This window comes from Nocardia coubleae NBRC 108252 (genome assembly GCF_001612805.1).
Classification (GTDB): Bacteria; Actinomycetota; Actinomycetes; order Mycobacteriales; family Mycobacteriaceae; genus Nocardia; species Nocardia coubleae.
Genome location: NZ_BDBD01000021.1, coordinates 190,185 through 207,991, shown reverse-complemented (window position 1 = coordinate 207,991; position 17,807 = coordinate 190,185). Strand labels below are relative to the sequence as shown.

18 protein-coding genes are annotated in these 17,807 nt (G+C 67.9%); 10 read left to right on the top strand and 8 right to left on the bottom strand.

Going from position 1 to position 17,807, the window contains the following annotated elements; all coding sequences use genetic code 11:
• Positions 1-63: 63 nt before the first annotated feature.
• On the bottom strand, positions 64-720 hold the full coding sequence (locus NCO8_RS23810) for a DUF8832 domain-containing protein (RefSeq protein WP_501193583.1): 657 nt from the start codon (positions 718-720) through the stop codon (positions 64-66).
• On the opposite strand from NCO8_RS23810, the gene NCO8_RS32600 reads away from it, so the two are divergent.
• Positions 637-1,080 (top strand): hypothetical protein, encoded by a 444-nt coding sequence (locus NCO8_RS32600; protein ID WP_245655474.1) that lies wholly within the window; start codon positions 637-639, stop codon positions 1,078-1,080. The genes NCO8_RS23810 and NCO8_RS32600 overlap by 84 nt on opposite strands.
• Positions 1,081-1,413: 333 nt before the next feature.
• Here the strand turns inward: NCO8_RS32600 and NCO8_RS23805 are convergent, their stop codons facing one another.
• The 5 genes from NCO8_RS23805 to NCO8_RS23785 are packed head-to-tail and all read right to left on the bottom strand — an operon-like array spanning position 1,414 to position 7,048.
• The gene (locus NCO8_RS23805) at positions 1,414-2,262 is read right to left on the bottom strand and encodes a sirohydrochlorin chelatase (RefSeq protein ID WP_067642322.1); all 849 of its coding nucleotides are present in this window, start codon (positions 2,260-2,262) and stop codon (positions 1,414-1,416) included.
• Positions 2,262-3,557 carry a sulfate adenylyltransferase subunit 1 gene (locus NCO8_RS23800; protein ID WP_067642321.1) on the bottom strand — a complete coding sequence of 432 codons (1,296 nt, stop codon included), beginning with the start codon at positions 3,555-3,557 and terminating at the stop codon, positions 2,262-2,264. Before NCO8_RS23800 ends, NCO8_RS23805 begins: the two co-directional genes overlap by 1 nt.
• A gap of 1 nt (position 3,558) precedes the next feature.
• Positions 3,559-4,518 (bottom strand): sulfate adenylyltransferase subunit CysD, encoded by a 960-nt coding sequence (gene cysD, locus NCO8_RS23795; RefSeq protein WP_424991830.1) that lies wholly within the window; start codon positions 4,516-4,518, stop codon positions 3,559-3,561.
• Positions 4,515-5,234 carry a phosphoadenylyl-sulfate reductase gene (locus NCO8_RS23790; protein WP_067642387.1) on the bottom strand — a complete coding sequence of 240 codons (720 nt, stop codon included), beginning with the start codon at positions 5,232-5,234 and terminating at the stop codon, positions 4,515-4,517. Before NCO8_RS23790 ends, cysD begins: the two co-directional genes overlap by 4 nt.
• Before the next feature lie 20 nt (positions 5,235-5,254).
• A complete protein-coding gene (locus NCO8_RS23785) occupies positions 5,255-7,048 on the bottom strand; it encodes a nitrite/sulfite reductase (protein ID WP_210740699.1) in 1,794 nt (597 codons plus the stop codon).
• Positions 7,049-7,479: 431 nt separating this feature from the next.
• On the opposite strand from NCO8_RS23785, the gene NCO8_RS23780 reads away from it, so the two are divergent.
• The 4 genes from NCO8_RS23780 (at position 7,480) to NCO8_RS23765 (ending at position 10,382) form a co-directional block, all read left to right on the top strand.
• Positions 7,480-7,905, top strand: a complete 426-nt coding sequence (locus NCO8_RS23780) for an SgcJ/EcaC family oxidoreductase (RefSeq protein ID WP_067642320.1) — start codon at positions 7,480-7,482, stop codon at positions 7,903-7,905.
• 222 nt (positions 7,906-8,127) lie between these two features.
• Positions 8,128-9,348 (top strand): radical SAM family heme chaperone HemW, encoded by a 1,221-nt coding sequence (gene hemW, locus NCO8_RS23775; RefSeq protein WP_084457417.1) that lies wholly within the window; start codon positions 8,128-8,130, stop codon positions 9,346-9,348.
• A gap of 68 nt (positions 9,349-9,416) precedes the next feature.
• Positions 9,417-9,950, top strand: a complete 534-nt coding sequence (locus tag NCO8_RS23770; protein ID WP_157105060.1) for a DinB family protein — start codon at positions 9,417-9,419, stop codon at positions 9,948-9,950.
• A 189-nt stretch (positions 9,951-10,139) separates the two neighbouring features.
• Positions 10,140-10,382, top strand: coding sequence for a hypothetical protein (locus NCO8_RS23765; protein WP_067486687.1), 243 nt, complete (start codon positions 10,140-10,142; stop codon positions 10,380-10,382).
• 57 nt (positions 10,383-10,439) lie between these two features.
• Here NCO8_RS23765 and NCO8_RS31535 read toward each other — a convergent pair whose 3' ends face one another.
• Both NCO8_RS31535 and NCO8_RS23750 read right to left on the bottom strand, forming a co-directional pair.
• Positions 10,440-12,125, bottom strand: a complete 1,686-nt coding sequence (locus tag NCO8_RS31535; protein WP_157105059.1) for a hypothetical protein — start codon at positions 12,123-12,125, stop codon at positions 10,440-10,442.
• Positions 12,125-12,520, bottom strand: a complete 396-nt coding sequence (locus tag NCO8_RS23750; RefSeq protein WP_067642317.1) for a hypothetical protein — start codon at positions 12,518-12,520, stop codon at positions 12,125-12,127. The genes NCO8_RS31535 and NCO8_RS23750 overlap by 1 nt, the downstream gene beginning before the upstream one ends.
• A gap of 254 nt (positions 12,521-12,774) precedes the next feature.
• On the opposite strand from NCO8_RS23750, the gene hrcA reads away from it, so the two are divergent.
• From hrcA to ybeY, 5 genes are all read left to right on the top strand, one after another.
• Positions 12,775-13,809: a heat-inducible transcriptional repressor HrcA gene (gene hrcA / locus NCO8_RS23745; protein WP_067486696.1), complete on the top strand. Its 1,035-nt coding sequence runs from the start codon at positions 12,775-12,777 to the stop codon at positions 13,807-13,809.
• A 133-nt stretch (positions 13,810-13,942) separates the two neighbouring features.
• The gene (gene dnaJ / locus NCO8_RS23740) at positions 13,943-15,097 is read left to right on the top strand and encodes a molecular chaperone DnaJ (RefSeq protein WP_067642316.1); all 1,155 of its coding nucleotides are present in this window, start codon (positions 13,943-13,945) and stop codon (positions 15,095-15,097) included.
• Positions 15,098-15,103: 6 nt separating this feature from the next.
• Positions 15,104-15,844 carry a 16S rRNA (uracil(1498)-N(3))-methyltransferase gene (locus NCO8_RS23735; RefSeq protein ID WP_067642315.1) on the top strand — a complete coding sequence of 247 codons (741 nt, stop codon included), beginning with the start codon at positions 15,104-15,106 and terminating at the stop codon, positions 15,842-15,844.
• 173 nt (positions 15,845-16,017) lie between these two features.
• Positions 16,018-17,112: a PhoH family protein gene (locus tag NCO8_RS23730; protein ID WP_067487115.1), complete on the top strand. Its 1,095-nt coding sequence runs from the start codon at positions 16,018-16,020 to the stop codon at positions 17,110-17,112.
• A gap of 137 nt (positions 17,113-17,249) precedes the next feature.
• Complete coding sequence (ybeY, locus tag NCO8_RS23725; RefSeq protein WP_067486705.1) at positions 17,250-17,804, top strand: rRNA maturation RNase YbeY; 555 nt, start codon at positions 17,250-17,252, stop codon at positions 17,802-17,804.
• Positions 17,805-17,807: the final 3 nt, after the last annotated feature.

The following is a 17,807-nucleotide window of genomic DNA, read 5'->3' as shown; positions in this document are numbered from 1 at the left end:
TGGGCGGTCGTGTGACGACGGTTCGCCCGGCGCGGCATGTCGCGCCGGGCGTCGAAGCAGCTCTCAGTGGTGCTGAGTGGTGAGGGTGAAAGCTGCGGTCCGCACCGTGTCGTCGTGCTTGAAATCGAGGAACAGGCGGTAGGTGCCCGGCCCGGGAACGGCGGTGTGGAAGGAGACTTCGGGCCCGGAAGGCGTGATGCCGTCGCCGGGTTCGCCGTTGGGATGCACGTGAACGTAGGCGAGGTCGCCCGCCCGCAGGATCACCAGGTGACCGAAAGCCGCCAGGTAGGGCTGCAGATCGGTGACCGGCGCACCGTCCTTGTGCACCGTGAGGGTGAGCAGATCGCCCTCGGCGCGCAATTCGCCGTCGACGGTCACGGTGTACCCGTCGACCTCCGTGCTGCGATTCACCGCCGGAACCTGCTGCGGCGCATAGTGACCGGCGACGGCGAGGTCCGCTCCGAGGGTGATGGTGCGGCCGAGAGCACGCGGGGCGATATCGGTGAACACCCGGTAGGCGCCCGCCTCCGGCAGTTCCAGCTGGATCGTCCAGGTGCCGTCGGCCTCCCGGCGCGGATGCACATGCCAGAACCCGGTCAGCTCACGCCGCGCCACGATCAGGTGCAGTTCGCGATCGTGGATGGGATCGAACTCGGTCACCGCCGACCCGTCGGGCCCGAGAATCCGGAACCGGAAGTCGATGACGCCCGGCTGAGCCACGGTGGTCGCCAGATCGAGGGTGTACCCGTCCTGGGTGATCTGCAGCCCGCCGGGGAGTCCGGCAGCGTGCGCGCCGTGGTCACCGTGACCGGCATGATTCGCCTGCGGTGCTGCGACTGCGTCGCCGGTGTCATGACCACCATGGCCGGAATGCGCACCGTGCGCGGCGTGGTCCCCGTGCGCGGCCTGGCTGTCGCGGCCGCCGTGTGCTGCGTGGTCGACGTGATCCGCATGAGCTGCCTGCGCCGCGTGCGCGCTGTGCCCGTGTCCTGCGTGCGATTCCTGCTGCGCCTGAGTGCCGTGTTCGGCATGGCCGTGGGCGCTGTGGGCGGCGTGTTCGCCGTGCGCACCGAGGTGTGAGGTGTGTTGTGCCGCAGCGCTTTCGGGAGTGGTATCGAGAGCGTTCGTGTTGTGGGCGGTGTGGGAGTTGATGGTCATTGTCTTGCCTCTCTGATCCCTAGTGCGTTGACACGAATTTATACCCCCTAGGGGTATGCAGTAAAGGGATCGGAGTGTGATCTGTCGCACTAGCGCAGCCGGCTTCGGGAGCATTTCGGGAGATGCAGGCGAGGCGTCAAGGGCGCGAGCTATGCGCAGGAAAGGCGATCGGAGGCGTCTGCGGATGCTGTGCGCCGAAGATCGGCGCGGAAATCGGACCCGACCAGCTCCTCGGCGGTGCGCCGGCGGGATTCGTCAGGCGGAGAGTTCGAGATCTGTCGCGATCGCCGCGTCGTATCGGGACCAGATCACCTCGGTGAGCGCGGGGTGCGGGCCGATGACATCGGCGTGTACGAGGCGCGGCGCGTGGTGCAGCAGGCGGTCGGTGAGCAGCCCCGGTGCGAGGAACCACGGCGCGACGACGACCTGTTCGACTCCGCGCGCATGTAACCGGTCGACCGCGACATTGATGCTGGGTTCGACTGTGGCAAAGCACATTTCGGTGCGAAGACCGGTCATCACCGCAAGCCGTCGAGCAACGGCGGCGGTCCGGCGATTCGCCGATTCGTCACGAGATCCGACGGCGGCAACCGCGACCCCCACGGTGGCACGGCCGCTTTCGTGCGGGAGAGCTGCCGGTGTCGTCGGGCGGTGCATCGAAACAGGCTCTGGCACAGGGAAACCCACCGACAACCCGGCGACCCTGTCGGCAAGCGCCGCGATCAATCGCGAATCCGCCCCGAGCACCTCGGTCTGGGTCAGGCGCACCAGCGGATGCCTGTTCGCCGACTCCGTCAGGAGGGCGGGCAGATCGACTCGCGCGTGAAAAGCGTTGCCGAGCAACAACGGAACAACGATCACCTCGCGATGCCCGAGCGCGGCGAGCTCGTCGACGACCTGGTCGAGCGAGGGCGCGCTGAGGTCGAGAAAAGCCAACCGGACCGTCAGATCCGGTCGTGACGCGGCGACCGAGGCGACCACCGCCGCCATCGTCGTCGCCGAACGCGGATCACGGCTGCCGTGGGCCACCGCGATCAGTGCGGGCCCGCCTCCGCCGCGCGGCACCGGAACGGCACCGCGCGGCGAGACGAGCGAGCGTGTCATCAGACCGTGGTACCGACCTCGACCGAGGTCAGCACGTCGCCGACCAGGCCGGCCGCGAGGGTGTTGCCACCGGCGGGATCGATCAGCAGGAACGAACCGGTGTGCCGGTTGGTGCGGTAGTCGTCGGCCGGGATCGGCTCGGCCAACCGCAGCGACACCCGTCCGATGTCGTTGAGCTCCAACGTCTCCGGGCTCGGCTGGGCGGTGAGCGTCTGCTCGTCGAACCGCTCCACCAGCGCGCCGACGATCGCCTGCGTGGTCTTGGCGCCGTGCTTGAGCAGCAGTCGCGCGCCGGGACGCAGCGGCTTGTCGCCGAGCCAGCAGACGGTGGCGTCGAAGGTGTCGATCGCCTCCGGGGCGTCGGCCACCGAGGCGATGATGTCGCCACGCGAGATGTCGACCTCGTCGGCCAGGATCAGCGTCACACTGCGCCCCACCTGGGCGACCGCCAGCTCACCGTCGGGGGTGTCGATGCGCTCGACGGTGGTGCGGATGCCCGAGGGCAGCACAACGATCTCGTCGCCGGGCGACACCGAACCGGCCGCGATCTGACCGGCGTACCCACGGTAATCGGGGTACTCGGCGGTGCGCGGACGGATCACGTACTGCACCGGGAACCGCAGCCCCAGCGCATGCGTGCCCGTCGAATCCGCATCCACCGGAACAGATTCCAGGTGCTCGATCAGCGAGGGACCGTCGTAGTACGGGGTGTTCTCGGAGCGGCTGGCGATATTGTCGCCGTGCAGCGCCGACACCGGGATCTCGAGGACGTCCTCGTCGGCCCAGCCCAGCTTCGAGGTCAGCGAGTTGAACTCCGCGGAGATCTCGGCGAACACCTCGGCCGGATTGTCCACCAGGTCGATCTTGTTCACCGCGAGCACCAGCTTCGGCACCCCGAGCAGTGCCAGCACCGCGGCATGGCGACGGGTCTGCTCGATGACGCCCTTGCGCGCGTCGGTCAGCAGGATCACCAGCTGCGCGGTGGACGCGCCCGACACGGTGTTGCGGGTGTACTGCACGTGGCCGGGAGTGTCGGCGAGCACGAACGAGCGCTTGGGCGTGGCGAAGTAGCGGTAGGCCACGTCGATGGTGATGCCCTGCTCACGCTCGGCACGCAGACCGTCGACCAGCAGCGACAGGTCGGGGGTCGACAGACCCTTGTCGACGGAGGCGCGGGTTACGGCGTCGATCTGATCGGCCAGCACGGACTTCGTGTCGTAGAGCAGCCGTCCGACCAAAGTGGACTTGCCGTCGTCGACAGAACCGGCGGTGGCCAGCCTCAATAGGTCGGACATATCAGAAATAACCCTCTCGCTTGCGGTCTTCCATGGCGGCTTCGGAGACGCGGTCGTCGCCACGGGTGGCGCCACGCTCGGTCAGCCGGGACGCGGCGACCTCGGCCAGGATGGCCTCGTTGTCGGCGGCGTCGGAGATGATGGCGCCGGTGGTCGAACCGTCACCGACGGTGCGGTAGCGCACGGAGCGGGTCTCGAGGACCTCGTTCTCGTTCGGGCCGCCCCACACACCGGGGGTCATCCACATGCCGTCGCGCTGGTACACCGGGCGCTCGTGGGCGTAGTAGATCGAGGCCAGGTCGATGTCCTCGCGGGCGATGTAGCGCCAGATGTCGAGCTCGGTCCAGTTGCTCAGCGGGAACACGCGCACGTGCTCACCCGGCGCGTGCTTGCCGTTGTAGAGGTTCCACAGCTCGGGACGCTGACGCTTCGGATCCCACTGGCCGAAGGCGTTGCGCAGCGAGAAGATCCGCTCCTTGGCGCGCGAACGCTCCTCATCGCGACGGCCACCGCCGAACACCGCGTCGAAGCGGTGTTCGGTGATGGCGTCGAGCAGCGGAACGGTCTGCAGCGGGTTGCGGATGCCGTCGGGGCGCTCGGTGAGGCGACCGTCGGCCAGGTACTCCTCGACCGAGGCCACGTGCAGGCGCAGGCCGTACTTCTCCACCACCTTGTCGCGGAACTCGAGCACCTCGTCGAGGTTGTGCCCGGTGTCGACGTGCAGCAGCGCGAACGGCAGCGGCGCGGGCCAGAAGGCCTTGAGCGCCAGGTGCAGCAGCACCGTGGAGTCCTTGCCGCCGGAGAACAGGATCACCGGCCGCTCGAACTCGCCCGCGACCTCACGGAAAATGTGGATCGCCTCGGATTCCAGCGCCGCGAGGGTGTCGAACTCGGTCAGGCCGAGGTCGCGTTCGGTGGTGTGGGTACTCACAGGCTCACTCCCAGAGGTGGTGACGGTCATGATTGGTGCAATCCGCATTCGGTCTTGGCCAGTCCGGCCCAGCGGCCGCTGCGCGGATCGGACCCCGGCTCGGGCTTGCGCGTGCACGGTGCGCAGCCGATGGACGGGTAACCCTCCTCCACCAGGGGATTGACGAGGATGCCGTTGGCCTCGATGTAGGCCTGCATCTCGTCGTCGGACCACGGTGCGATCGGGTTGATCTTCACCAGGCCGAAGGCTTCGTCGAAGGAGATCAGCGGTGCGTTGGCGCGGGTGGGCGCCTCCACGCGGCGGATGCCGGTGACCCACGCGTTGTAGCCCGCGAGGGACTTCTTCAGCGGCACGACCTTGCGCAACCGGCAGCATTCGGCGGCGTCGCGGGCGAACAGGTCCTTGCCGAGCAGCTCGTCCTGTTCGGCGACGCTGTGCTCGGGGCGCACGTTGATCACGTTCACCCCGTACACAGCCTCGACCGCGTCACGGGTGCCGATGGTCTCGGCGAAGTGGTAGCCGGTGTCGAGGAACAGCACATCGACGCCGGGGCGGGTCTGCGCGGCCAGGTGAACCAGCACGCCGTCCTGCATGTTGGAGGCGACGATGTAGTTGTTGCCGAAAGTGCGGTCGGTCCAGGCGATCAGGTCGGCGGCCGAGGCGTCGGGGCCCAGCTCGGCCGCGCCCTGCTCGGCGAGCGCGCGCAATTCGTCTTCGGACAGCTTGGCGGCGAGATTCGTTGTCACAGTTGAGATCTCCTCATCCACTAACGGAGGTCGGCCTCGTCGGCGCGAACCGCCCACACCGCGAAGCGTTCACCGTCTTCGCGGTTCTTGACGAAGTTGCGCACGACTCGCTCGATGTAGTCGCCGAGCTCGACACTGGTCACCTTGTGCTGGCGCAGCTTGCGGCCGAACCCGCTGTCCAGACCGAGGCTGCCACCCAGGTGAACCTGGAAGCCCTCGACCTGATTCCCGTTGCCGTCGTCGACGAGCTGGCCCTTGAAGCCGATATCGGCGATCTGGGACCGGCCGCAGGAGTTCGGGCAGCCGTTGATGTTGATGGTGATCGGCACGTCGAGCTGCGCGTTGATGTCGGCCAGGCGCTGCTCGAGCTCGGGGGCGAGCACCTGCGAACGCTTGCGGGTCTCGACGAACGACAGCTTGCAGAACTCGATGCCGCTGCACGCGAGCAGGTTTCGCCGCCAGGCCGACGGACGTGCCTGCAGGCCGAGCGGTTCCAGCTCGTCGATCAGGGCGTCGACCTGGTCGTCGGCGATGTCGAGGACGATCAGCTTCTGGTACGGGGTGAACCGGATGCGGTCCGAGCCGTACTTCTCGGCGGCGTCGGCGACCTTGCTCAGGATGGTGCCCGAGACGCGACCGGCGATGGGGGAGAAGCCGACGGCATTGAGGCCGTTGCGCAGCTTCTGCACGCCCACGTGGTCGATCGGCTTGGCGGGCTGCTCCGGGGCGGGCCCGTCGATCAGCTTGCGCTTCAGGTACTCGTCCTCGAGGACCTGGCGGAATTTCTCGATGCCCCAGTCCTTGATGAGGAACTTCAGGCGCGCCTTGGTGCGCAGGCGACGGTAACCGTAGTCGCGGAACAGCGACACCACGGCTTCCCAGACGTCGGGAACCTCGTCGAGCGGCACCCACGCGCCGACCCGCTTGGCCAGCATCGGGTTGGTCGACAGGCCGCCACCGACCCACAGATCCAGGCCCGGTCCGTGCTCGGGGTGGTTCACGCCGACGAACGCGACGTCGTTGATCTCGTGCACCACGTCCTGTTGACCCGAGATCGCGGTCTTGAACTTGCGGGGAAGGTTGGAGTACTCCTTCTTCCCGATGTAGCGCTTGACGATCTCGTCGATCGCGGGCGTGGGGTCGATGATCTCGTCGAGCGACTCACCGGCCAGCGGCGAACCGAGGATCACGCGCGGGCAGTCGCCGCATGCCTCGGTGGTGTGCAGGCCGACCGACTCCAGCCGACGCCAGATCTCGGGGACGTTCTCGACCTCGATCCAGTGGTATTGGACGTTCTCGCGGTCCGACAGGTCGGCGGTGTCGCGGCCGAACTCGGTGGAGATCTGGCCGATGGTGCGCAGCTGGGCGGCATTGAGCGCGCCACCGTCGCAGCGCACGCGCATCATGAAGTACTTGGCTTCGAGCAGGTCGATGTTGTCGTCGTCGGTCCAGGTGCCGTCGTAGCCCTCTTCACGCTGGGTGTAGAGACCCCACCAGCGGAAACGGCCACGCAGGTCGGCTTTGTCGATCGAGTCGAAGCCGCCCTTGGCGTAGATGTTCTCGATCCTGGCCCGCACATTGAGCGGGTTGTCGTCCTTCTTGGACTGCTCGTTCGGGTTGAGCGGTTCGCGGTAACCGAGGGCCCACTGGCCTTCGGAGCGGCGGCGGACCGGCTTGCCGGTGCGCTCGCGCGGCGCGACCGCGCCTTCGGGGCGCGGGCGGTCGGGCCGGATGCGGCGCTCGGTGACCGGGCGCTCGGGACGGGCCTGCGCCGTCGACTGTTCGGTCGAACCGGCGTCGGTGCTCGACGTCATGTGGGGTCGCTCCTGCGGGGGTGGGTGAACATCCGTGCTGAAGGCGCGAGGGGCTGGCTCGCGTCAGGTGGTCAGCGGGCCGATGAAAGTCGAAGGCACCGGGAGATTCCCGGGCGGACGCCGCTGCGCTACCGGTGGAAACCGGGCCGACAACAGGCGCTGCAGACACGCTGGAAGTCGACGTGGCGACGAGCCACGAGTCGTACTCCAGTTGCGTGCATGCGCCTATTGTGCCATGTCAGGGGGGTCGTTCCGACCGCAAGGAGATATTTCCCGCACTTTCGAGGGAAATCCCCTGGACGACCGTACCGTTCTGTGACAGGGGTCATAGTTCCGGCGCGGGAAGTTACCGGCGATTCGCCCGAGGGCATAGCTGTGTCGGGCGCCACAACGGTTGACCTCAACCACCGTTGAGGGCGCACAGTGTCCGCATGAGCAACGACGTCACCGTGGCGGGCCGGATCCCCGCCGATCTCGACACCGAACTCGCGGCCATTCGCGCCGTCGTCGGGACCATCGCGCACGCGCAGGACAACGAACTGATCGAGGAGTTCGTCTCCGTCTTCCGCGAGGACGCGATCTGGACCACGGGGCACGGCAAGCGGCTGTTCGGCCGCGCGGCCATCGCCGAGTTCACCGCCCAGGTGCTGCCCGGCGCGACCACCCATGGCAAAGCGACCTACGAGATCGAGCACGTGCTGTTCCTGCGACCCGATGTGGCCGCGGTGAAGATCCGGCAGAGCTACTTCACGCTGGACGGCGAGCTGTCGGGGCAGGGCACGCCCATGTACGTGATGACCAAGGAAGACGGGGTCTGGGTGCTCACGGCAAACCAGAACACCCCCGTGGTGGACTGACCGCCCAGCCTTCGTGCGCTGACCGTCGCCGGGACCGGCGTCCGGGCAGTGTTCGGACTTTTCGACGATAGGTGCATAGCTGGGCCACGGGTCGCTCGCTCGGTCGATCGAGCGACCCGCGCGGTGCCGAGTCCGGCTGGGTCCTGCGTGGCGAAGCGCGGGCGCAATGACCGGTGCCGGGGCCGGACGCGACAGTTCGCCGAGGCCCGGCAGACTGTAGGGGTGACTACCAGCGCAACTCCCGTGGCTCCCGGGGCGACACCGGCCGACGCCGAGCGGCCGGTGCTGCGCGATTTCGGGGGCGGCGCGTTCGGCGTGTACGTGCATGTGCCCTTCTGTGCCACACGCTGCGGATATTGCGACTTCAACACCTACACGGCGGGGGAGCTCGGCACCTCGGCGTCGCCGCAATCGTGGCTCGAGGCATTGCGCGGCGAGCTCGCCACCGCGGCGACCGAGTTCGGTGCGCTGCCGAGCGCGACCCCCGAGGTCTCGACGATCTTCGTCGGCGGCGGAACACCGTCGCTGCTCGGCGGTGACGGGCTCGCGTCGGTACTCGACGCGGTGCGCGCGAACTTCACCCTCGCCAACGACGCCGAAGTGACGACCGAATCCAACCCGGAATCGACTTCGCCGGAGTTCTTCGACCGTCTCCGCGCGGCGGGATACACCCGGATCTCGCTCGGCATGCAGTCGGCCGCGGCGCACGTCCTGAAGGTGCTCGACCGCACCCATACGCCGGGCCGGGCGGTTGCCGCGGCGAAGGAAGCGCGAGCCGCCGGATTCGAGCACGTGAACCTCGACCTCATCTACGGCACACCCGGCGAGACCGACGCCGATCTGGACGCGAGCCTGGACGCGGTGCTGGCCGCCGGTGTGGATCATGTCTCCGCCTACTCCCTGATCGTGGAAGACGGAACCGCGCTGGCGCGCAAGGTCCGCCGTGGTGAACTGCCCGCACCCGACGACGATGTGCTCGCCGCCCGTTACGAGCGCATCGATGCCCGTCTGGCCGAGGCCGGTCTCGGCTGGTACGAGGTATCCAATTGGGCCGCAAACGATTCCGCGCGCTGCAGGCACAACCTCGGCTACTGGGCCGGTGGTGACTGGCTCGGTGCGGGTCCCGGCGCGCACAGCCACGTGGGTGGTGTGCGCTGGTGGAACGTGAAGCACCCCGCCCGCTACGCCGACCGCGTCGCCCTCGGTGGTCTGCCCGCCGCGGGCTGGGAAGCCCTCACCGACGACGAGCGCTACACCGAACACCTCATGCTCACCGTTCGCCTGCGCACCGGCCTTCCCCTCGCCGACCTCGCCCCCTCCGCCCGGCCCGCCCTCGACCGTGTTCTCGTCGACGGGTTGGCCCAGGTCGTCGACGACCACCTCGTCCTCACCGATCGTGGACGACTGCTGGCCGACGGCATCGTCCGCGATCTCCTCGGCTGAGCGCCACCAACGCTCTTTCGCCGAGAATTCGTTCGCTCGTTCGCGGGTGTCGTGGCACGATCCCGCCCGTGTCCACGTCACGAAGTGAGTTGCTGCGGTGGCAGTTCGATCTCGTCTGGTCGTTGTTCGAGTACCACCTCGAGCGGCTGCACGAGAAGGACTTCCTGTGGGAGCCGAGCGCGCTGTGCTGGACGATGCGCGAAGATCCCGCGGGCGGGTGGGTCGCGGACTGGGCGGATACCGAACCCGATCCGATTCCGGTACCGACGATCGGCTGGCTCACCTGGCACATCGGGTGGTGGTGGAGCGTGGCCATCGATCATCTGCGGCAGCGAGCACCACATGAGCGGACGGATATCGCCTGGCCGGGACCCGGCGACAGCACCGTCGAGTGGCTCCGCCACCTACGGCAGGAGTGGCTCGACACGCTGCGCGAACTCGACGACGCCGACTTCGACCTCCCCTCCGGTTATCCATGGCCTGCCGACGCCGGCCTGACCGTCGCGCATCTGGTCGGCTGGGTCGATGCCGAACTGATGAAAAACGTGGCCGAGATCGGACAGCTGCGGTTGCAACGCGCGGCACGCGATGCCGTTTCGTGACGTCTTTTTCGCGGCGTGGTCGAGCTCACCGCGGCTTCGATGATCCCCCGGTCATCGGGATGATGTGGCCTGATGCACACCCTCCGGCGAGGGTCGGCCACCGGGGTATCCGAACCGATTCTTCGGTGGGTTCGGGGTCGAAGATAACGATTGGGGGCGTAGGCTTCGGGTCGAAACCTAGGGAGCTATATGTCCACCGAACGGCACATCACCCTCGTCCACGAGCAGAGCGAGTTCGCTGAAGCGCGCTCTGCTGAGAAGGCGGAGAACGCTCGTCAGTGCGCGGTCGCCGCGCGGACGGTCGCTTCGCATTCCAACGATGCCGAAGATTGCGTGTCACTGTTGGCCATGCTCGGCCTGGATGCCCTCGCGGGCAAAGAAGTGGGCGCCGCCCACTCACCCGCCCGCGTCGGCGCCGCCCGCCGCATCTGATCGGCTCACGGTCGCCCACCCCGGGCGACCGTGACCCGACCCCTCCACCCGTGGACATCAACACCCCCGCGCCGTGGACCCGTGCCCGTCACCCCGCACCCCACCGATCACCCCATCGGTAATGGTCGGCGCCGGTCGACCGAGCAACTCCTCGGTATTGGCCGAGGTAGTCAAATACTCCGGCACCCCGCGAGCGTGCTCCTCCTGCGCTGCGCCAGGCACACCCGGCGCCAGTGCAACGCAGTGGAACCACCGCGCGGCCACCTGCCCCTGCCCCTGCCCCGCGCCGGACGCCCTCGTCTCGACTCCCGCATCGTCGGCCGTCGGCGCATTTCCAGCCAGGGCCTTATCCGCCGCTAGTACGTTGCCCGTTGGGGCGTTGTTCGCCCGGAGTGCGTCGTCTGCCGGGGCGTTATCTGCGGCGACTGCGTTGCCTGCCAGGGCATCGTTTGCGGACAACGCCGTATCTACGAGCGCGATGCGGTCTGCGAATGTGTTCCGTGCCGCCGCACCGGGGCTGTCAGTCGCTGTGTTCGCCTGGCCTGCCCCGCGTTGCCCGCTGCTCAGGTTCGGGCCACCGCCGTGGTGGTTGCCGCTGCTTTCCATAGGGCCGCCACCACCCGACCGAGTTGCCCGTGCACTGTCGACCCGCTGCGTGACACCCTCACCGGCGTCCGTTCTCGCTCCCGGACCCGAAGTTGTTGCGCTCCCATTCCTCGCCTCGCCTCGAAATCCCGCACTCGACACTGCCGGTCCTGTCGACGGCCCAGCCGTCTCGGCACCGCGAGCACTCGCCACACCGCCCTCGCTGCGGTTGCGTCCCCGCTCGGCATCGTCGGATTGTTGTGGCCCATCAGCGTTCAACCCTGGGGATTCACCGACGCGCATCACATCGACCGTCGCCGCGCCGACGTCCAGTGCACCTGCTGTTCCTCCGCCACCGGCTCCGATACGGATGCCAGTCACAGCTCCGCTCGCGCTGTCGAGGTTCGCGTCGAATCGCCTTGTGCCAGTCGCCGGCAGGTCGGCGAGGGAGCCGGGCACCGCGCCGGTAACGGCAGACCATTCCACATCGCGACCCGAAGACGCTGCGAGCCCGCATGATTCGTCGCATGTTCTCTGCACATTCGCGTCCATGGTGGGATCGGTCCCGATGGGTCGGTAATGCTCGGCGCCTGGGACTACGTCGACCAGCAAAGGCACGGACAGGTCGTTGCCGAGAGGGCCGCCGTTCCCAGTGGTCGCGTAGGGAGGAATTGGCTGCGGTATCAAAGGGATTCGGCTGAAGATCTCGCCGAATGGTCGGACGTAGCGATCACGCATGGCAGCTCTCGCCTCTTCTTCCCGGATACCGACCTCCCGCATCCCACCCGGATCGGTGGACCACACCGACATAGCGGACTTCTCGACGAACTCAGGAATCGCGTACTTGGTCGCGACCACCGCATCGGCCGCCGCTTGGACCAGAGCGGGGATGACATGGACAGCGGAGAGGAGTTCCCGCGCCTGGTCGAGGTATCGCCGGACAGAAGACATCGCAGCCTCCGCTCCGGCACCCGACCAGGCCGCCGGCAGCCCCACGCTGATCGCACGATCGAAGGCATCCAGCCCCTCTTCCCAATACCGCGCCAACTGCTGGAACGTGTCCGCCTGTGCGACAGCATCGGTGACATCGAGGGATGAGAACGTCTCGGTGATCTCTCGATGCCGCCAGTGGTGGACGTTCTCACCACCGCCCGGCATCATCGGGCACCGACCGCGAACGGATCACGCGTCCCCAGTGCGGCTTCCGCGTCGGCCAGACGCAGCGCCCACTCTTCGTCGACCGCCACCAGCCGGTCCCGCGCGAGCCGATGCGCCTCGCGGATATCGCCGACGATCCGGCGGTGCGTCTCCATCGCGGCAGCCACCGCCTCCGCCGTCTCCCGGAACCGGCCAACCAGCGCGGGCCCCGAGATCAGCCGCCCGTCACCTCCCCCTAGACCCCAGTGCATCTGCGAAGAGATCTGCCCGGCGAGCAGCGAGACACTCTCGACTACCTCGAGAAACATCACACACGCCCGATCGATCCCGGCGAATTCCTCCGGACGCACCACGACCACGGAGTCACCCCCGCCCCACTCGTCACCGAATCGCATCGCAAGCCCCTCCCGCCCCGGAAATGCGCTGGTAAAGCGCCTGATTCACGACCGAACGTACGCCGGGCGCGATAACGCGACAAGCCCCGATCCGCGCCCTGTGGATAACTCCGCCCTGTGGAGAACTCACCGGAGAACGAGACAATTTAGACTGGACTGCAAGACGCCCCGAGCGCCCGCGTGCGAGTCTGTGCCCCAGCACTACAACAACGCGGGCCGACGACGTACCCGGCACGAGCGAGGAGGTGGGGTCGATGGCTTCGAGCACCGAAGATCGGCGATTCGAGGTCCTGCGAGCGATTGTCGCGGACTACGTCGCCACCAAGGAACCGATCGGCTCGAAGTCGCTGGTCGAACGGCACAATCTCGGAGTGTCCAGCGCCACGGTCCGCAACGACATGGCCGTGCTGGAGGCGGAGGGTTACATCACCCAGCCGCACACGAGTTCCGGGCGCGTGCCGACCGACAAGGGCTACCGCGAATTCGTCGACCGGATCGCCGAGGTGAAGCCGCTCTCGGGCGCCGAACGCCGCGCGATCATGGAATTCCTCGAATCCGGTGTCGACCTCGACGACGTGTTGCGCCGAGGGGTGCGGCTGCTGGCCCAGCTCACCCGCCAGGTCGCGGTGGTGCAGTACCCGACGGTGTCGGCGTCGACCGTGCGCCACATCGAGGTCGTCGCGCTCAATCCCGCCCGCCTCTTACTGGTCGTCATCACCGACACCGGCCGCGTCGATCAGCGCATCGTCGACCTGGGCGCGGTGATTTCCGAGGACGACCTCGCCGCCGTGCGCGGCCTGCTCGGCGGCGCGATGGACGGCAAACTGCTCTCGGTGGCCAGCGCGTCGGTGGCCGGACTGCCCGAACGCGCGCCGGCCAAGATCCGCGATGTGCTGGTACGGGTGTCGACCGTGCTGGTGGAAACCCTGGTCGAGCACCCGGAGGAGCGTTTGGTGCTCGGCGGCACGGCCAACCTCACCCGCAATGTCGCCGACTTCGGTTTCCCCGGCTCGCTGCGCACCGTGCTCGAGGCGCTCGAGGAACAGGTCATCGTGCTGAAGCTGTTGGCCGCCGCCCAGCAGCCGGGTCAGGTGACCGTGCAGATCGGCGAGGAGACCCAGGTCGAGCAGATGCGCGGCACCTCCGTGGTGTCCACCGGATACGGCGCGGCGGGCGCGGTGCTGGGCGGTATGGGCGTGCTCGGCCCGACCCGGATGGACTATCCCGGCACCATGGCGTCAGTGGCGACCGTTGCCCGCTATATCGGCGAGGTCCTGGCCGAAAGGTGACCGCCGGGTCGGCGGCGACCGTGCGGGCACTGTTATGGTCGGTACTTCGACCGGGGTAAAGTTGAGTCGAACAGACTAAAGGATGCGCCCGGCGTTCGGCTGGACCACAGCGACCAAGGACTAGAGAACTCAAGTGGCACGGGATTACTACGGACTGCTCGGCGTCGGCAAGAATGCCACCGACCAGGAGCTCAAGCGCGCGTACCGCAAACTGGCCCGCGAACTGCACCCCGACGTGAACCCGGACGAGGCCGCGCAGGCCAAGTTCAAGGAAGTCTCCACCGCCTACGAGGTGCTGACCGACCCGGAGAAGCGCCGGATCGTCGACCTCGGCGGTGACCCGCTCGAAAACGGGGGCGGCGGTGCGGGATTCAGCGGTGCCGGGTTCGGCGGTCTCGGTGATGTGTTCGAGGCGTTCTTCGGCGGGATGAGCGGCCAGGGCGGCGGTGCGCGCAAGCCGCGCGGCCGCGTGCAGCCCGGCGCCGACTCGCTGATCCGCACCAGGCTGAGCCTGGCCGAGTGCGCGGTGGGTGTCACCAAGCACCTCACCGTCGACACCGCCATCCTCTGCGACCTCTGCCACGGCGCGGGCACCAACGGCAACTCCAAGCCGGTGCGCTGCGAAACCTGTGGCGGCGCGGGCGAAGTGCAGTCGGTGCAGCGCTCGTTCCTCGGCCAGGTACTCACTTCACGCCCCTGCCCGACCTGTCGTGGCGCGGGCGAGGTCATCCCCGACCCCTGCACCAAGTGTGGTGGCGACGGCCGCGTGCGTGCGCGCCGCGAGATCGCCGCACCGATCCCGGCCGGTGTCGCCAACGGCATGCGGGTGCGCCTGGCCGCCCAGGGTGAGGTCGGCCCCGGCGGTGGCCATGCGGGCGACCTGTACGTCGAGGTCGTCGAGCAGCCGCACGACACGTTCGTTCGCGACGGCGACGACCTGCACTGCACCGTCCGGGTTCCGATGGTCGACGCGATCCTCGGCACCACCGTGGTCGTCGACACCATCCTCGACGGGCCGACCGAGCTCACCATCGGCCCGGGCACCCAGCCGGGCGAGGTCATCCACCTGCGCGGACACGGCATGCCCCGGTTGCGTTCGGGTGCGCGCGGCGACCTGCTGGCCCACCTCGACATCGTGGTGCCGACCAAACTCGACGGCAAGCAGACCGAACTGCTTCGCAAGTTCAAGGGCATGCGTGACAAGGATCGCGCCGAGGTGATGTCGTCGCAGTCCGAGCACAACAGCGGCCTGTTCGCCCGGCTGCGCGCGTCGTTCAGCGGTCGCTGACCGGCGATGGCCGCCACGGTCTTCTACCTCGACGACATCCCGGAGCCGGGCGATGTCGCGGTGCTCGACGGCCCGGAGGGTCGCCATGCCGCGACGGTGCGCCGGACCCGGGTGGGCGAGCTGATCACCCTGTCCGACGGACACGGTGTGCTCGCCGACTCCGAGGTGATCGCGGCGGCCAAGGACCGCCTCGAGCTCGCGGTACGCAACCGCAGGCTGGCCGAACCGGTCATCCCGCAGGTCACGGTGGTGCAGGCACTGCCGAAATCGGATCGTTCCGAGCTGGCCGTCGAGCTGATGACCGAGGCGGGCGCCGACCTGATCGTGCCCTGGCAGGCCGCGCGCTGCGTCGCCAACTGGGAGGCCAAGGCCGCCAAGGGCATCGAGAAGTGGCGGGCGGCGGCGAAATCCGCGGCCCGGCAGTCGCGTCGTGCCTACATTCCCGAGGTCGCCGGCCTGCACCGCACGCGCGACTTGCTCGAGCTGGTGCGTGCGGCGAAGGCCGACGGCGCGGTGGTCGCCGCCCTGCACGAGTCGGGCACCGGCAAGTTCACCGAGCTTCCGCTCGCGCGGAGCAAGGAAGTGATCCTCATCGTCGGACCGGAAGGCGGACTCGACGACGCCGAGCTGACCGCGCTCGCCGACGCGGGCGCCGACATCGTGCTGCTCGGCCCGACCGTCCTGCGCACATCCACCGCCGCAGCGGTCGCACTCGGCGCCCTCGGAGCGTTGACGAAGCGCTGGTGAGGGCGCGTGAAATCGCCCCGTTGGGGTACCCCGAGCGGGTAGTGATGGGTCCTCTACCACGTCCCCGTTTTTAACCGCTGTGCGGTGTCGGTGGGCGGCGGTAAACTGGTCTCATCGAACACCAGGTCGAGACCGGAAGCAGGCTATAGCCACTTTTGAAGAACACAGGCGAGATCGGCGATCCCACCCTCCCCGTCCCAGGCGTCGGCACCGACGGCAACGGAGCATCCCCGGCGGCGCGAACCGTGCGTTCCAGCATCGAACTCGCCCCCGAATCCGTTTTCCCCTTCCTCGGCTCGGCCGACCAGAACCTCCGTCAGCTCGAGCAGTTGCTTCCGGCCGACATCCATGTGCGCGGTAGCACCGTCACCATCACGGGCAAGGCCGCCGATGTGGCCCTGGCCGAGCGTGTCGTCGAGCAGTTGGTCGCGCTGACCGGCCGCAACCGGGTGATCACCCCCGAAGCGGTTCGGCACACCGTGTCCATGCTCACCGACGCGGGCGTGTCCGAATCGCCCGCCGAGGTGCTGAGCCTGGACATCCTGTCGCGGCGCGGCAAGACCATCCGGCCCAAGACGCTGAACCAGAAGCGCTACGTCGACGCGATCGACGTGAACACCATCGTGTTCGGCATCGGCCCGGCCGGTACCGGCAAGACGTATCTGGCGATGGCCAAGGCGGTGCAGGCCCTGCAGACCAAGCAGGTCACTCGCATTATCCTGACCAGGCCGGCGGTCGAGGCCGGTGAGCGTCTCGGCTTCCTGCCCGGCACGCTCAACGACAAGATCGACCCGTATCTGCGTCCGCTCTACGACGCCCTGCACGACATGATGGATCCGGAAGCCATCCCGAAGCTGCTGGCCTCCGGTGTCATCGAGGTCGCGCCGCTGGCGTACATGCGTGGTCGCAGCCTCAACGATTCGTTCATCATTCTCGACGAGGCGCAGAACACCACGGCCGAGCAGATGAAGATGTTCCTCACCCGTCTCGGCTTCGGCTCGAAGATGGTGGTCACCGGCGACATCTCGCAGGTCGACCTGCCCAACGGGCAGCGTTCGGGTCTGCGGGCGGCCTCGGAGATCCTCACCGATATCGATGACATCCACTTCTCGGAACTCACCAGTTCCGATGTGGTGCGGCACCGGTTGGTCTCCGACATCGTCGACGCCTACGACCGCTTCGAATCCGAGACCCGCGCGGTTCCCGCCCCGCACTACCCGGGCAACCGGGCCCAGCGCCGGGCGGCCGGTCGGGCCGACCGCCGTTGATCGTGGTCCGGTGACGCCTCGGGCGGCGTCACCGGCCATACGCTGCGTCGATGCCGATTCACTACAATGCAATGCGATTTTCTGAAGTGCGTTGTACTGGATGCAGCGTGATGTAGTTCGGCCCGTACCCTGAACACGTGAGCATCGAGATCGCCAACGAATCGGGTATGGACATTCCCGAAGAAGACCTGGTCAGCGTCGCGCGTTTCGTGATCGGACGGATGGACGTGCATCCGGCCGCCGAACTGTCGATGGTGCTCGTGGATCTCGACACCATGGCCGACCTGCACGTGCGCTGGATGGACCTGCCCGGCCCCACCGATGTGATGTCGTTCCCCATGGACGAACTCGAGCCGGGCGGTCGCCCCGACAGCCCCGAGCCCGGCCCGTCCATGCTCGGCGACATCGTGCTGTGCCCGGAATTCGCCATGGGCCAGGCGCAGAAGGCCGGTCACTCCCTCGACCACGAGCTGGCCCTGCTCACCGTGCACGGCGTGCTTCACCTGCTCGGCTACGACCACGCCGAGCCGGAGGAGGAGAAGGAGATGTTCGCGCTGCAGGCCCAGCTGCTCGAGGAGTGGTACCAGAGCCTGCGCGAAGAACAGCTGCGCGCCGAACTGGCCGAACGTGACGCCCGCCTGCTCGGTAAGGCAGGGTTCACCGCACCGGGTGACGCACTGGGCCCCGCGTGACCT